This is a genomic window from Providencia sp. PROV188 (genome assembly GCF_027595165.1).
Taxonomy (GTDB): Bacteria; Pseudomonadota; Gammaproteobacteria; order Enterobacterales; family Enterobacteriaceae; genus Providencia; species Providencia lanzhouensis.
On record NZ_CP097291.1, the window covers coordinates 1,505,229 to 1,519,171 of the forward strand.

Below are 13,943 nucleotides of genomic sequence, written 5' to 3' on the forward strand. Positions count from 1 at the left end.
GGGCTTTTTGTGTGTTTTTTGTTCGGTGAGTGAAAGTGTTAAAATAAAGTATCATGTAATTCTTAAAATTGTTTATCATTGGATTTCCCTATTAATAATATAGGCGATTTCGCTCAATTAAATTATATTAATGTATTTTATTTGATTAAATAAACCTATTTAATTTCTCCCTAATAAAAAAGGGAATAAGATAAACTTATTCCCTTGATAATATGCTGAAATACAATATTTAACCTTTCAATTCTCTAGCACATTGTTGTAAATGCTGGAAAGAAGTGAACCGAGTTTGATGATGTAATTTAAATTGCTCATTAGGCTGATATGTTAAATCAATATTTGCAAATTGAGCCATTGCTTGTGCAACATTCTCACAAACACCTCCTGCGACAGCACCCAAAATAGCAGAGCCCAGTAATACTGGTTCATCCGCTTGAGTTGAAATCACAGGAACACCACAGGTATCCGCTAGAAGTTGGCGGATCAGAGGGTGCTGACCAGCACCACCACTGATAGCGATGTTTTGGATAACGGCGCCTGATTGCGCCTGAGCATCAATAATTTGTCGCAATCCATAGCCAATACTGCAAACGCCAGCGGTATAGAAGGCAAGTAAGTTATCAAAGCTGTTATCCATGGTTAAGCCCGCTATGATGGCTTTCGCGTGGGGATCGGCGAAGGGGGCTCTATTGCCTAAAAATTCAGGAACAATATGAATACCTTTAGCTAATTCAACTGCTTGAGATGGGGTACCTGATTTTTCTAATACCTTATCCGCCAGCATAACGGGTAATGGTTTGCCTTGCTCTTTTGCCATCACTTTGGCTTGTGTAGCCATCGGATGTAACGAAAGTAGTTGGTCAATTGCCGCACCGGCAGCACTTTGTCCCCCTTCGTTGAGCCACATTCCCGGGACCATTGCAGAATAATAAGGTCCCCAAACACCAGGGATAAACACCGGGTCTTGGGTGGTGGTCATCGTGCAGGAAGACGTACCGAAAACATATGCCATATTTGCAGTAGCATCACCATTCACCCCAACTGTACCAATTCCACCAGCATGAGCATCAATCATCCCTGCGGCAACTGGCGTCCCAACCAACAGTCCCATTTGTTCAGCCGCTTGGGCGGTTAAGCCGCTTCCGTTTGGTGTGCCTGGTTCGACAATTTCTTGACCAATGCGAGCAAAGTTTTCGTCCGCTAATTCAGCGAGACCAATTTGGCGAAAATAATCAGCATCCCAGCGTTTTTCATGTGCCAAGTAAGTCCACTTACAGGTTACTGTGCATGTAGAGCGCGCTAAAGAGCCTGTTGATTTCCACGTTAGGAAGTCTGCTAAATCAAAGAATTGCCACGCATTATCATAAGTTTGGCGGCGATTTTCTTTTAACCAAAGAATTTTTGGGGTTTCCATTTCAGGAGAAATTTTCCCCCCAACATAATTCAATACTGGATGTTTTAGGCTATTGATGCGCTCAGCTTGTTCTGTGGCGCGGTGATCCATCCAAACAATAATATTGCGTTCAGGATCCTCACTCGGGCTGACAGAAATAGGTTGCTGGTTTTTATCTAAAACAACCAGAGAGCAGGTCGCATCAAAACCAATTCCTGCGACACGTTTCGCATCAATCTTGGCATTTGCCATTGCATGTTTCACACAATAACAAACGGCATTCCAGATTTCGTTACTTGATTGCTCTACGAAATTGGCTCCATCACGGTAGAGCGTAATATCGTGTTTAGCTGACGCAAGCATGTTGCCATGCAGATCAAAAATACCTGCACGGGCACTGCCTGTACCGACATCAATACCAATGACGACGTCGTCATTTTTACTTTGCGTAGGGCTGTTCATATGTCCTCTCACAATCTTTATGGTTATCGGTAAAAACTAGAGGTCAACACTGTTTGGCAGGATCACAAGATCACGGATGGTGATATTTCTTGGACGAGTCAGCATAAAGAGAACCGCTTCAGCGACTTCGATAGGTTGCATTAAGCTGCCATTAGCTAATGCTTCTTCCATTTTTTCTTTTGGCCAGTCATCCAGTAATGCAGTGACAACAGGACCTGGTAATACTGCCCCAACGCGAACTCCGTGTTGGGATACTTGGCGGCGAGTTGAATGGACAAACGCTTGAACTGCAAATTTAGACGCGGTGTAGATAGGCTCCCAAATCACGGGCACCATACCTGCGATTGAGCTAGTAAACAGGACATCCCCTGATTTTTGCTCAATAAAGTGTGGGAGAACGGCGCGTACACTGCGAAATGCGGCATTGATGTTGAGGTTTAATACTTTATCCCAAACATCTGGGTCGCCTTCTGCGACAGGACCACCGATATAAGCACCTGCGTTAGCGTGGAAAATATCTAGGCGACCCGCTTTGGCTAAAATGGCGTCTAACATGCCATCCACTTGTTCTGGTTTCATTAAATCAACAACCAGAGGAATAGCATTGTCGCCTAATTCGGCAACTAACTGATTTAATCGCTCTTCGGCACGGTCAATTAAAACAACTTTCGCGCCAGCTTTGAGTAGGGTACGTGCGCACTCAAGTCCAATACCAGAAGCCGCACCTGTGATGGCGGCAACTTTGTTTTCTAATGAGATAGCCATGATGTTCACTCCGGATAAGTTAGTTAATCAATAGGGAAGTCAAACTGAGTATTAGAAATTAATTTAATTTTAATAAGTTACGAGGGGATTTGGCGGAATGTATTCAGTGAGTGAGAATGCAGGCAAATCGCCATATCAACTCGATTCTAGGTTAATTTCGATGTCGCTCAATCGATGGAGCAGTATTGCGACTTTTACGCTTTGGTGTCAAGCTAGGAAAAAATGGAGGCATAAATTTGTGAGCAAGATCAGACAAAACAAGAAAACCACGATCTATGACCTTGCAGAATTGGCAGGGGTTTCAGCCAGTGCCGTTAGCGCTGTATTAAATGGAAATTGGCAAAAAAGGCGTATTAGTGCTCAATTAGCTGAAAAAATCATGCGAATAGCGCAAGAGCAAAACTATTCGGTGAATAAGCAAGCGAGTCTATTACGCAGTAATAAATCCAAAATTATTGGGATGTTGGTTCCTAAATATGATAACCGTTATTTTGGGTCGATTGTGGAGCATTTTGAGGAGATGGCGCGTGAACGCGGGTTATTTCCTATCATTACCTGTACACGCCGTGATCCCCAATTAGAGTTAGAAGCCGCAAAGGCAATGCTTTCATATCAAGTGGATTGGTTGATTTCAACGGGGGCAACCGATCCTGATAAAATTACGCAAATCTGCCACGCATCAGGTGTGCCGACACTCAATTTGGACTTACCTGGTACATTGGCTCCTTCGGTGATTTCCGATAACTATCAAGGTGCAAAGCAGTTAACGCTCAATATTTTACAGAAAAGGCAGCAACGAGCCGCATCCTCAGAATCGCTGGTGTTTGTGGGGGGACGGGAAGAGGAGCATAACACTCGAGAGCGAATTCGAGGGTTTATCGATGCTCACAATTCTTTGAATATAGAGGTTCCTCAACACCATATTTTGACTTGTGGTTATGCACCAGAAAAAGCCGAACGAGCACTCTCCATATATTCTTCCCAGCATTCGTTGTTACAAAAAGGAACACCTCCAGACATTGAACTTTGTGGGTTGTTTGTCAACTCGACCATTTCATTGGAAGGGGTGATGAGGTGGTTAATGAAAGAAGGTCATACGGGTGCGCATCAGCCGCCGATGGGATGTTTTGACTGGGATCCATTTGTTGCATTACTTGGGAATGATATTGAGATGGTTAAACAGGATGTTCCCGCTATGCTAGAGCAAATTTTCGCCTTGATAGAATCGGGAGAAAGCCAGCCTCAGCTGATTGAGGTGATGCCTGTCATGATAGGAAAAACAGAATAAAATAAAATCAGGCTTAAAGCAGAAATGTTAAGCCTGATTTGGTCTACTTAATATTTTTATTTAATGCTTTTATTTAAAGCATCTAAACGCAATTGATGGCGCTGATTATAAAATTTTACGTAGGTTAAATACCCCGCCAAAATCGTGGAGAGACTTGCCGTCGCTAATAGCATAAATGTCACCATAATTTGGTATTTAACAGCCTGCAAAGGATCGACCCCCGCAAAAATTAGCCCTGACATCATACCGGGCAAGCTCACTATCCCAACCGTCTTGGCAGAATCCACCGTAGGAATTAATGACGCTCGAATACTTTCACGAATAATCGAGGCAGAAGCAATTTTAGGTGTGGCGCCCAAGCTGAGCATTTCTTGAATTTGCTGTTGTTGGCTATTAAAGCGCTGTCCTAAGTTATTGAAGCAGAGTCCGACGGCAATCATGGCATTCCCGGCAATCATCCCTGTAATTGGAATCACTTGCATTGGGGTAAACGCGATAGCTTCAGTGAGAATTAATACTAGCAAGGTTAAAAATGTGCCTGAAGTAATCGCAATTAATGCGGTTGGAAATAGTTTATCGAGGTATTTACTGCGTTTTTTCGCATTCCAGGCGGCGTTAAAGCAAATAAATAGCACCAATAAAACAGTGAGTGCCTTATGGTCAACGTGGAAAATATATTTGAGGATATAACCCGCAATTAATAGCTGAACAATGGCGCGGCACGTACTCCAAATAATATCTTTTTCAAGAGAGAGCTTCTCTTTATGGCTAATAAAAATAGCCACTAAGACTAACATGATAGAAAATGCGAGCGACTCATTGGAAATAGTAGGTTGATGCACGATTAATTCCTATTTTTCGCTATGGTGTACGGGAAGGGTAATAATATCGTCAGCATGGCCAATTTCATCTTGGTCATGAGTCACCCAGAGGACGGCAATATTATTCTTGACCGCTAATTGATGAATAAGCTCATTCACTTTGATTTTATTTTGTTCATCTAAGGCACTAGTAATCTCATCCAGTAATAAAATTTGCGGCAAGAATTGTAAATTACGGATCAATGAGATTCTCTGTTTTTCGCCGCCTGAAAGCTCATTAATGCCTTTTTCTAGGATGGTATCAGGTAGTGAAAAATAGCTTAAATCATCGAGGATTTTTTGTTTATCAAATGGTTTATTCCGTATTTGATAAGGAAAAAAGAGATTGTCATACACGGTATTACCAAAGAGTGTGGGCGTTTGAGTGCAATAGGAGACTTGTTGACGATATTTCTCTGGTGCAATTGCGTTGATATTTTCGCCAGCAAATAGAATTTCACCGCAACTTGGCGGGATGAGTGAAGAGACAATTTTTAATAATGTACTTTTGCCACAACCAGAAGGACCCGTGATCAATTTAAATTCACCTGGGTATAGGTCAATCTGCACATTATCTAAAATTATCTTCTGACCAACCTGAAAACCGATATTCTTAAGCTGTAATAAAGGCTGTTTTGTTTCCATATTTGACCTAATCCATCTAATTCTATTATCGATATTACGGATATTATGCGCCAATTTAGGGTAAATAGACACCGCGTTATCTGGAATAGGTTTGGCAAATTAGATTTGCATGAAGAAAATAGTTGCCTTATTATTTTAATCAACGTCTCGTTAGGAGATGGCATTCCTCCTAGTTTAACCGTCCTTGATGTGGACTGATGATGCCTACGTAAACCTTTTCATTTGAATGGGCGCGTAGGTTATGTGCCCGAATTTAGGGCATAAATGTCTGCAGGAGATTTTCCTTGCATTTATTCCCATCTAACTTGTAAGGAAAGTGGTAATGTATGCATCCCTCATTTCTATTGCTTTAGGTTCCGTTTTAGGTGGCTGGTTAAGATGGTTGATTGGCTTAAAACTGAATAATCTGCACCCTCACATTCCATTTGGTACTGTTTTCGTCAATTTAGTTGGCGGCTTTATCATTGGTTTTGCTGTCTCTTACTTTGCGAGCGCCAATATTAACCCTGCTTACAAACTGTTTATTGTTACAGGCTTTTGTGGGGCGTTTACGACGTTTTCAACATTTTCGTTGGAGGTGTTGGTGATGCTGCAAGAAGGGAAATTGGTGGTGGCATTTAGCACGATCGCGATTCATGTTCTCGGGGCTTTATTATTTACGCTGCTCGGTATGTTGTGCCATAACATGCTTTCTCAAGGATAATAGATTTTAATTAAGTATTTATTTTCCACCGATTATTTTCGTACGATTAATAGCCTATCCCTAAGTGTGAATAGGCTATTTTTGTTTCTATTTTGAGCAAAAAAAGAGAATCACGAAATAAAGCAGAATATGTTACCAATGGTGATCATGATGAATTTTTATCGTGATATAACTGCATCAAAATTGTGAATGCATAAAAATATATTTCAGGACAATAGATTATAAATTTATCGTTTTCCCTAAGCTGAAAAAGTATGAATTATCATCGAATATAAAGCATAAAACATATCCTATTAAAAACGGAGCTGAATACGAAACTATCGCTCTGCATTTTCATTATCTTCCCTCATATATGACTTTTTAATCTACAGTTTTTCACTAGTGTATTTTTAGCCTTACACTGTAACTTAATCTATACATCTGTTTATTCAATGTTATGATGAAATTGTTGTTTAAATGTAATGGCTTGGATGGATATGTTCTATTTTGCTTTATTCTGTTCTTTGTTTTGAATGAATAAATCTGACATATCAAAATTAATAGATTAAATAACTAAAACAGAAGTAAATAAAAATAATAAATACGGGGGAAAACTTATGTCACAAATGTTAGCTCTGTTATTAATTGTCGGGATACTGTACATCGGGGATGCCATAGCAGTACGAACAAAAGCATGGATCCCATCGGTGTTTGTTTGCGCTGTATTATTCCTTTTAGGTTATTGGACATTCTTTCCTAAAGATATTGTGAGCATTGCGGGAATACCAAAGGTTGTCGCCGTGATGTTGATGTATTTACTCATTACCAATATGGGTACATTGCTCTCATTGAAAGAACTATTACACCAATGGAAGACTATTTTAATTTCGTTATCCGGTATTTTGGGGATTATTGTCTTTATTTATGGAGTAGGTCTGGCGTTATTTGATTTAAATACAGTATTAGTGGCAATCCCGCCATTAGTCGGTGGCATCGTCTCTTCATTAATTATGTCAAAAGGTGCTGCGGAAGCTGGGCTGGTGGATCTCTCAGTATTTGCCATCTTAATTTATGTGATGCAAGGTTTTGCCGGTTATCCACTCACGGCCATCATGTTGAAACGTGAAGGTCGCCGAGTGCTTGAGCAGTATCGCAATGGTACTTGGAAAGAGTCATTGGCCGTTGACGGTTCGGATGATGTCGAAGTCAAAACACTGGCATCTGAAAGTGCAATGCCTCGCATGTTCAAGCGAATTCCGAGCCACTATAACACCAGCTATTTCCAATTTTTACGCTTAGTGGTGGTGGGATATCTCGCCTATCTAGTCTCTACCGTTGCTGCACCTTATGTGAGCATCAGTCCGTTTGTTTTGTGCTTATTATTTGGTGTTATTGCCTCGTCGATGGGCTTTTTAGAAAGGCAGCCTCTGCAGAAAGCGAACGGTTTTGGCTTTGCTATCATGGCATTAATGCTATTTATCTTTGATACGTTAAATCATGCGACACCGGATATGTTGTTGAGATTAGTCTACCCAATGGTAGTGTTGATTGTGGCAGCGGTCATCGGCATGTTTATCGCGTCTTGGATTGTTGGAAAAATTCTAGGGGTATCAAAAGAGATGGCTTTCGCAGTCTCATTGACGGCGCTGTATGGTTTCCCCGCGGATTATATCATTACCAATGAAGCCATTAACGCACTGACCAAAGACGAAAAAGAGCGCCAGATTTTAACTAGCCATATGTTAGGACCAATGTTAGTTGGTGGTTTTATCTCTGTCACAATGGTTTCCGTGGTATTAGCGGGGATTATGGTCGCCTACATTGTGCCTGTTGCGGCATAACGATAAATAGAATATTAAAATTTAACACGCTGAAAAATAATAGTTTAAGAAAGCGAAAAGAATAGAAAAAGGACAGAAAAATGGTCAATAACAGCATCACAGCATCCATTAAAAAACACACAGAAGCGATGATTGCTTTTCGTCGTGACCTTCACTCACATCCAGAATTACCTTTTGAGGAAGTGAGAACCACGAAGCGTATTGCTGAAGAATTGGCAAAAATTGGTATTGAGTATCGCCTCACTGAACCTACCGGAATTATTGCGGACATTAAAGGCGGTAAACCCGGAAAAACGGTCGCCTTACGTGCGGATATCGATGCATTACCTGTTCAGGAATTGAATGATTCCCTTGAGTATAAATCGACAAATCAAGGGAAGATGCACGCATGTGGGCATGATGCGCATACCGCGATGTTATTAACCGCAGCCAAAGCGTTATATGAAGTGCGTGATGAGTTAAAAGGAAATATTCGTCTGATTTTTCAACCGGCTGAAGAAATAGCGCAGGGTGCGAAAGCGATGGTGAAACAAGGTGCAGTGGACAATGTGGACAACGTGTTTGGTATGCACATCTGGTCTACGACGCCATCAGGAAAAATATCATGTAATGTTGGCGGGACATTCGCTTCTGCGGACTTGTTGGTCGTGAAATTTAAAGGGCGAGGTGGACATGGCTCGATGCCGGAAGCGACCGTTGATGCCGCAATCGTTGCCTCGTCATTTGTGATGAATTTGCAAGCGGTGGTTTCCCGTGAAACTTCCTCGCTAGACTCAGCCGTTGTGACTATTGGCAAAATGGAAGTAGGCACCCGATTCAATGTGATTGCAGAGAATGCAGTGCTAGATGGAACGGTACGTTGCTTTGATATTGAAACCCGTACTCGCATTGAAGCGGCAATCCGCCGTTACGCCGAACATACTGCCGCGATGTACGGCGCCACTGCTGAAGTGGATTATATCTACGGTACGCTGCCAGTGATTAATGAAGAGCGCAGTGCATTACTGGCGCAGTCGGTGATCAGCGAAGCATTTGGTGAAAATGCATTAATGGCAGAAAGACCAACCCCTGGTGGGGAAGATTTCAGCTTTTATATGGAAAACATTCCGGGCTGTTTTGCATTATTAGGTTCAGGTAACCCAGAAAAAGATACCCAATGGGCGCATCACCATGGCTGTTTTAACATCGATGAAGATGTGATGGCGTCAGGTGCAGAACTGTATGCGCAATATGCATGGTCTTATTTACAGCAAGATAAGTTCTAATAAAATAATGGGACTTAGTGCAGAAAATAGGCTGTTAGGGTTTCACATCATGATAATAGATTATTAAATCAAGCCTGAGTAATAAATAGATTGCTCAGGCTTTTCTTTTGTATATTAAATCGAGATATTAACCGCCAAATCCCATTTAATTAAACGTTAATTACGAATTATGGTGAACAAAAATGGCGTCTCTAAGGCGTTGTTGCAGCTCAAAGCGTTGTTCTTGGGTTAGCTTATCATCATGAGAAAGCTGCATTAGCATTTCATTCATATTATGAACGGAGTTTTCATCTAGCAATAAGGCGACTTTGTTTGTTATTTCTTGATAGTAATTCACAGCAAATCCTCCAGCGTATTGGGCTAATTAATTCTGTTTATCAATCACCATGACTGCCATGGTGTTTGGTTCAAGTGCGCGCATAATGTGGGGTTCATCACCTCGGTAGTGAATATAGTCACCGACATTGAGCTCAACAGGGTTGTCGAGTGGCCCAACTAATGCTCTGCCTGACATCAAAATAATATGCTCAGTGACATCATGCATATGGGGTTCTGAAACGCGATCTCGGCCGGGCTGTGCAACAACTGTATAAATATCCCGTTGAGAATTAGGGGGTGCAGAAGAGAGTAAATAGGCCAAATAGTTTGCGTGCTCTGCGCTCACAGGGGTACCTTCACCATGGCGGATCACAGTCACTGCTGCGCGTTTTTCTTCAATTAAACGTGAAAATGGAATATCCAGCGCAACACATAATGCCCATAGGGTTTCAATGCTGGGATTGCCGCTACCGGATTCCAATTGGGATAGTGTGGATTTGGCGATCCCCGCTTTACGCGCAAGTTCAGAGAGAGAAAGCCCACTTTTTTGCCTTTCACAAGCCAATGATTTTGAGATTAATTCGATAGGGGGCGTGAATAAGGTCAACTTTAACATCCTATTTGATTGCACTTAGCCTAAAGCAACGACATAATGAACGAATGTTTTTTATATCGAACGGTCGTTCTATGCAGACATCTAAATTTCAGTTTTCTATTCTCCATAATAGCACAGTGAAAAATATTGCACTGGTGTGTATTGCAGACTTAATTGTGGGAATTTCCTACGGTGCATTAGCTCATTCACAAGGTTTTGATTGGTGGGTGCCGTTGATGCTGTCCATTTTTGTGCTAGCGGGTGCATCCGAGTTTCTGTTTATTGGCGTGGTATTTTCAGGGGGAAGCCCTCTGTCAGCTGCCTTAGCTGGGCTATTAGTCAACTCGCGCCATATTCCATTCAGTTTTGCCGTCAGTGAACTAACGGGAAAAGGGGCAAAATCGTTGCTGGGATATCACATTATGAATGATGAAAGTGTGGTTTTTGGCTTGGCACAAGACAGCGAACGCGAGAAAACCGCCGCATTTTGGTTATGCGGATTAGGAATTTTAATCTGTTGGCCTGTTGGTGTGGTCATCGGAGAAATTCTAGGAAGCTTTATTCAAGATACCCATGCACTAGGGATGGATGCCATGTTTCCCGCCATTATCTTAGCGCTGAGTTTACCCGCGTTGAAAGATAAGCGCTTAAGACTCGCGGCGATAGTCGGGGCTGTAGTTGCTGTGGTAACAACACCGGTATTACCGGCGGGGATCCCCGTTTTACTGGCCTTGTTGAGTTTAGTTATCTATATAAGGAAATCATGATGATGGAACATCCTTGGTTAATCGTCAGTGGGATTTTTATTTTAGCGGTTGGGACGTACTTAATGCGGGCATCCGGCGCATTGCTAAAAGGGCGGGTCAATTTAACAGAACAAAATAAAGCCCTATTTTCAGCTGCTGCTATTGTGATTTTATTTTCAGTCGCGATGACTTCAACGCTCTTTTCAGGCAATGAATTATCGGATTTACCGAAAATAATTGGGGTGGTGGTGGCAGGTATTCTGACTTGGCACCGCAAGCCATTTATTGTGATTGTTTTGTCGGCTGCGATAGTCACAGCGGTATTACGCGGGTTATTTTAGTTAAAAAAAAGCCCCTATGGCATTAGGGGCTAAAATTAGGGATATACCTAAACGTTATTGTGTCCATTAAGATACTGATTTATAACTAACAATGCCAAAAGGTTGATGTTATCAGTGTAACAGGCACAGCCTATGGTTTAGGTTGACTCATTCTTATTTAGCTACGGGCGCCGTAGCAGGAACCGGCATTGGCATCGGTTGTGCTGGCTTGAATTCAGGCACTTCCACGACAGACATTTTCACCATGTAGCGTTTGCCATCTTCAATTTTAGGTGTATCGTTTGCCAGTTTTTTCAAGGTTTCATTAGGTTTGGTGGTTTGTTCAGTCACGCTATACACCATATTATGATGATTTCCGCTGTGATGGCGTGGTGATTTATTCATATCAACATTAGCGGCTGCGGCGGCAAAGCCGACAGACAGTAAAACGGCAGCAAGTAAACCTTGGTTTAATTTGTTCATCTTTTATCTCCTCATTAACGTGATGAGAGGATAATTCATCAATTAGATTTCCCTCGCAATGGCTTTTACCTGCTTTGACTGAAGCTCCATATTTCCTGCACGTTTTATCCTTTCTTTGCACATTTTATTGAAAATAATGAGATTATTTTACGTAGAGAAGATTATGTGAAGGTAAAGAAGATAACCCAGAAAAATCTCTGGGTCATTGACGGTTAGCACGCGATTTGCGGTTGCTGTGGCTCGAGAGGAGGTAAACCATAGGCTGCGCGAGCACGGTCGCAGGCTTCATTGTGAATGCCGTTATGCCACGATTGTTCGAATTCTCGGCATGGCGTAGGGCGCTGTTCATAAATAGAGCAAGAAACACATTCCCCGACGGTGCCACCAAGTGCAGTACAGCGGGTATTAGGTTTTTGGTTTGTACCTTGCATGCAGCTCATAAAAGGGGTGATTTGCTCTGTTAAATGTTGAGGAACTGAACCACCGCCAGCCTCAGCTTCTGCCCAGTAAAATGAGACACGAAAGTAAGCACAACAAGCACCACAGCTAACACAGGGATTATCTGAAGGATCAGTTTTTAGTATATGAATTATATTGGTCATATAAAAAATCTAACAATGAAGTTGATAGTTCCCGTAGGAAACGGGAGACGCAACACAGGCAGGAGGCCTAAGAAAATGTTGCTCAGTCACTATTATGTTATGCAGCTTTACGTATTGGCAATATTTTTTAGAGTAAAAACCCAGTATTTCCTATCAAGTCGAAATAAAGTAAAAAATTTCAATCTGTTGCAGTTTGATAAAATGTCGAACGCGGAAAATAACAAACACAAAAAAACCTGCCGTTTGACGGGCAGGTTTCAATGAGTGTTAGGAGATTAGGGTGATTAAACGTGTTTTAAATCACCATCGTCATCTTGATTGAAGATTGACTTGTCTGTTTCACCCATTAACTGGCTAGTAACAGTACCTGCTGTCATTGAACCACTTACGTTCAGAGCAGTACGACCCATATCAATCAGAGGTTCGACCGAAATTAACAGCGCAACTAACGTGACTGGTAATCCCATTGCTGGCAGTACAATCAGTGCGGCGAAGGTTGCACCGCCACCCACACCGGCAACACCGGCAGAACTGATAGTCACGATACCGACTAAGGTTGCAATCCATAGTGGATCAAATGGGTTGATCCCCATGGTTGGAGCGACCATCACTGCTAACATCGCAGGGTAGATACCTGCACAACCGTTTTGGCCAATAGTTGCACCGAAAGACGCCGAGAAGCTTGCGATAGATTCTGGTACACCAAAACGACGAGTTTGCGTTTCAATATTCAGTGGAATACTGGCTGCGCTCGAACGGCTAGTGAATGCAAATGTCAGTACTGGACCTGCTTTCTTAAAGAATTTGATTGGGTTTAAGCCCGTTGTCGCCACTAAGATGCCGTGAACCACAAACATAATAGCTAGCGCGACATAGGATGCGACGACGAAAGTTCCTAAGTTAATGATATCGGCTAAGTTAGAGCTTGCGACCACTTTGATCATCAGCGCCATCACACCGTATGGGGTTAAACGCATGACTAAGCGAACGAGTTTCATTGCCCATGCTTGCATCACATCGATAGCCGCTAATGCTTTTTCACCGCGCTCTTTATCATCTTTAAACAGTTGCAGCGCAGCTACCCCTAAGAAGGCTGCAAAAATAACCACACTAATGATAGATGTTGGGCTTGCACCCGTTAAATCAGCAAACGGGTTTTTCGGGATAAAGGACAGGATTAACTGAGGAACCGTTAAATCTGAGACTTTACCAATATAATTTGTTTCAATGGCCGCTAGACGTGCAGTTTCAGATTGACCTTGAACCAGACCTTCAGCGGTTAAGCCGAACAGGTTTGCGATCAAGATACCCACTAAAGCAGCAATGGCTGTGGTAAACAGCAGTGTGCCAATGGTTAAAAAGCTAATTTTCCCTAAAGAAGATGCCTTATGAAGTCGAGCGACCGCACTCAGAATAGAGGCGAACACCAGAGGCATAATCACCATTTGTAACAGTTGAACGTAACCATTACCGACGATATTAAACCAAAGAATGGAGTCTTTTACCGTTTGGTGACCGGAACCATACACAAGGTGAAGTCCGACACCATAAGCAACACCGAATACGAGACCCAGTAAAACTTTTTTGGACAGGCTCCAACCATTCGATCCGAGTTTTGCTAACAGTATTAAAAGTGCTACGAAAACGAGCACATTGATAATCAGAGGAATATTCATTCCGC

At 42.2% G+C, this 13,943-nt stretch carries 15 protein-coding genes and 1 riboswitch; of the genes, 6 read left to right on the top strand and 9 right to left on the bottom strand.

What is annotated here, in order from left to right:
* Positions 1–229 precede the first annotated feature (229 nt).
* Both M5X66_RS06705 and M5X66_RS06710 read right to left on the bottom strand, forming a co-directional pair.
* A complete protein-coding gene (locus tag M5X66_RS06705; protein ID WP_154609731.1) occupies positions 230–1,852 on the bottom strand; it encodes an FGGY-family carbohydrate kinase in 1,623 nt (540 codons plus the stop codon).
* 36 nt (positions 1,853–1,888) lie between these two features.
* Entirely contained in the window at positions 1,889–2,617 is a 729-nt protein-coding gene (locus tag M5X66_RS06710) for an SDR family oxidoreductase (protein WP_036953676.1), read from the bottom strand.
* A 238-nt stretch (positions 2,618–2,855) separates the two neighbouring features.
* On the opposite strand from M5X66_RS06710, the gene M5X66_RS06715 reads away from it, so the two are divergent.
* The gene (locus M5X66_RS06715) at positions 2,856–3,905 is read left to right on the top strand and encodes a LacI family DNA-binding transcriptional regulator (protein ID WP_036953673.1); all 1,050 of its coding nucleotides are present in this window, start codon (positions 2,856–2,858) and stop codon (positions 3,903–3,905) included.
* Between the two features lie 56 nt (positions 3,906–3,961).
* Here the strand turns inward: M5X66_RS06715 and fetB are convergent, their stop codons facing one another.
* Together fetB and fetA are read right to left on the bottom strand one after the other, a co-directional pair.
* Positions 3,962–4,702: an iron efflux ABC transporter permease subunit FetB gene (gene fetB / locus M5X66_RS06720; protein ID WP_154600370.1), complete on the bottom strand. Its 741-nt coding sequence runs from the start codon at positions 4,700–4,702 to the stop codon at positions 3,962–3,964.
* A 54-nt stretch (positions 4,703–4,756) separates the two neighbouring features.
* On the bottom strand, positions 4,757–5,410 hold the full coding sequence (gene fetA, locus M5X66_RS06725) for an iron efflux ABC transporter ATP-binding subunit FetA (protein WP_108479036.1): 654 nt from the start codon (positions 5,408–5,410) through the stop codon (positions 4,757–4,759).
* A gap of 144 nt (positions 5,411–5,554) precedes the next feature.
* Positions 5,555–5,624: riboswitch (Fluoride riboswitch) on the top strand.
* Positions 5,625–5,732: 108 nt separating this feature from the next.
* Between fetA and crcB the strand changes: the two genes are divergently transcribed.
* The 3 genes from crcB (at position 5,733) to M5X66_RS06740 (ending at position 9,198) form a co-directional block, all read left to right on the top strand.
* Entirely contained in the window at positions 5,733–6,113 is a 381-nt protein-coding gene (gene crcB, locus M5X66_RS06730) for a fluoride efflux transporter CrcB (protein WP_006659423.1), read from the top strand.
* Positions 6,114–6,709: 596 nt separating this feature from the next.
* Positions 6,710–7,933, top strand: coding sequence for a hypothetical protein (locus M5X66_RS06735; RefSeq protein ID WP_036983683.1), 1,224 nt, complete (start codon positions 6,710–6,712; stop codon positions 7,931–7,933).
* Between the two features lie 80 nt (positions 7,934–8,013).
* A complete protein-coding gene (locus M5X66_RS06740) occupies positions 8,014–9,198 on the top strand; it encodes a M20 family metallopeptidase (protein ID WP_154609732.1) in 1,185 nt (394 codons plus the stop codon).
* A gap of 160 nt (positions 9,199–9,358) precedes the next feature.
* On the opposite strand, the gene M5X66_RS06745 is transcribed toward M5X66_RS06740, so the two are convergent.
* Both M5X66_RS06745 and M5X66_RS06750 read right to left on the bottom strand, forming a co-directional pair.
* Complete coding sequence (locus M5X66_RS06745) at positions 9,359–9,535, bottom strand: DUF2526 family protein (protein ID WP_108479034.1); 177 nt, start codon at positions 9,533–9,535, stop codon at positions 9,359–9,361.
* A gap of 27 nt (positions 9,536–9,562) precedes the next feature.
* Positions 9,563–10,132 carry a helix-turn-helix domain-containing protein gene (locus tag M5X66_RS06750; RefSeq protein WP_036950519.1) on the bottom strand — a complete coding sequence of 190 codons (570 nt, stop codon included), beginning with the start codon at positions 10,130–10,132 and terminating at the stop codon, positions 9,563–9,565.
* 71 nt (positions 10,133–10,203) lie between these two features.
* Between M5X66_RS06750 and M5X66_RS06755 the strand changes: the two genes are divergently transcribed.
* Both M5X66_RS06755 and M5X66_RS06760 read left to right on the top strand, forming a co-directional pair.
* Positions 10,204–10,878: an AzlC family ABC transporter permease gene (locus tag M5X66_RS06755; RefSeq protein WP_154609733.1), complete on the top strand. Its 675-nt coding sequence runs from the start codon at positions 10,204–10,206 to the stop codon at positions 10,876–10,878.
* Positions 10,875–11,198 carry an AzlD domain-containing protein gene (locus M5X66_RS06760; RefSeq protein ID WP_270103957.1) on the top strand — a complete coding sequence of 108 codons (324 nt, stop codon included), beginning with the start codon at positions 10,875–10,877 and terminating at the stop codon, positions 11,196–11,198. Before M5X66_RS06755 ends, M5X66_RS06760 begins: the two co-directional genes overlap by 4 nt.
* A gap of 153 nt (positions 11,199–11,351) precedes the next feature.
* Here the strand turns inward: M5X66_RS06760 and M5X66_RS06765 are convergent, their stop codons facing one another.
* The 3 genes from M5X66_RS06765 to M5X66_RS06775 form a co-directional block, all read right to left on the bottom strand.
* Entirely contained in the window at positions 11,352–11,660 is a 309-nt protein-coding gene (locus tag M5X66_RS06765) for a hypothetical protein (protein ID WP_036950515.1), read from the bottom strand.
* A 212-nt stretch (positions 11,661–11,872) separates the two neighbouring features.
* Complete coding sequence (locus tag M5X66_RS06770; protein WP_036950513.1) at positions 11,873–12,262, bottom strand: YkgJ family cysteine cluster protein; 390 nt, start codon at positions 12,260–12,262, stop codon at positions 11,873–11,875.
* Positions 12,263–12,546: 284 nt separating this feature from the next.
* A complete protein-coding gene (locus tag M5X66_RS06775; RefSeq protein ID WP_036950508.1) occupies positions 12,547–13,938 on the bottom strand; it encodes an L-cystine transporter in 1,392 nt (463 codons plus the stop codon).
* Between the last annotated feature and the right edge of the window lie 5 nt (positions 13,939–13,943).

Bases quoted from the DNA above. Each gene is read 5' to 3' on its own strand.
- M5X66_RS06705 (WP_154609731.1), bottom strand. From the start codon at position 1,852: ATGAACAGCCCTACGCAAAGTAAAAATGACGACGTCGTCATTGGTATT.
- M5X66_RS06710 (WP_036953676.1), bottom strand. From the start codon at position 2,617: ATGGCTATCTCATTAGAAAACAAAGTTGCCGCCATCACAGGTGCGGCT.
- fetB (WP_154600370.1), bottom strand. From the start codon at position 4,702: ATGTTAGTCTTAGTGGCTATTTTTATTAGCCATAAAGAGAAGCTCTCT.
- fetA (WP_108479036.1), bottom strand. From the start codon at position 5,410: ATGGAAACAAAACAGCCTTTATTACAGCTTAAGAATATCGGTTTTCAG.
- crcB (WP_006659423.1), top strand. From the start codon at position 5,733: ATGTATGCATCCCTCATTTCTATTGCTTTAGGTTCCGTTTTAGGTGGC.
- M5X66_RS06735 (WP_036983683.1), top strand. From the start codon at position 6,710: ATGTCACAAATGTTAGCTCTGTTATTAATTGTCGGGATACTGTACATC.
- M5X66_RS06740 (WP_154609732.1), top strand. From the start codon at position 8,014: ATGGTCAATAACAGCATCACAGCATCCATTAAAAAACACACAGAAGCG.
- M5X66_RS06750 (WP_036950519.1), bottom strand. From the start codon at position 10,132: ATGTTAAAGTTGACCTTATTCACGCCCCCTATCGAATTAATCTCAAAA.
- M5X66_RS06755 (WP_154609733.1), top strand. From the start codon at position 10,204: ATGCAGACATCTAAATTTCAGTTTTCTATTCTCCATAATAGCACAGTG.
- M5X66_RS06760 (WP_270103957.1), top strand. From the start codon at position 10,875: ATGATGATGGAACATCCTTGGTTAATCGTCAGTGGGATTTTTATTTTA.
- M5X66_RS06765 (WP_036950515.1), bottom strand. From the start codon at position 11,660: ATGAACAAATTAAACCAAGGTTTACTTGCTGCCGTTTTACTGTCTGTC.
- M5X66_RS06770 (WP_036950513.1), bottom strand. From the start codon at position 12,262: ATGACCAATATAATTCATATACTAAAAACTGATCCTTCAGATAATCCC.
- M5X66_RS06775 (WP_036950508.1), bottom strand. From the start codon at position 13,938: ATGAATATTCCTCTGATTATCAATGTGCTCGTTTTCGTAGCACTTTTA.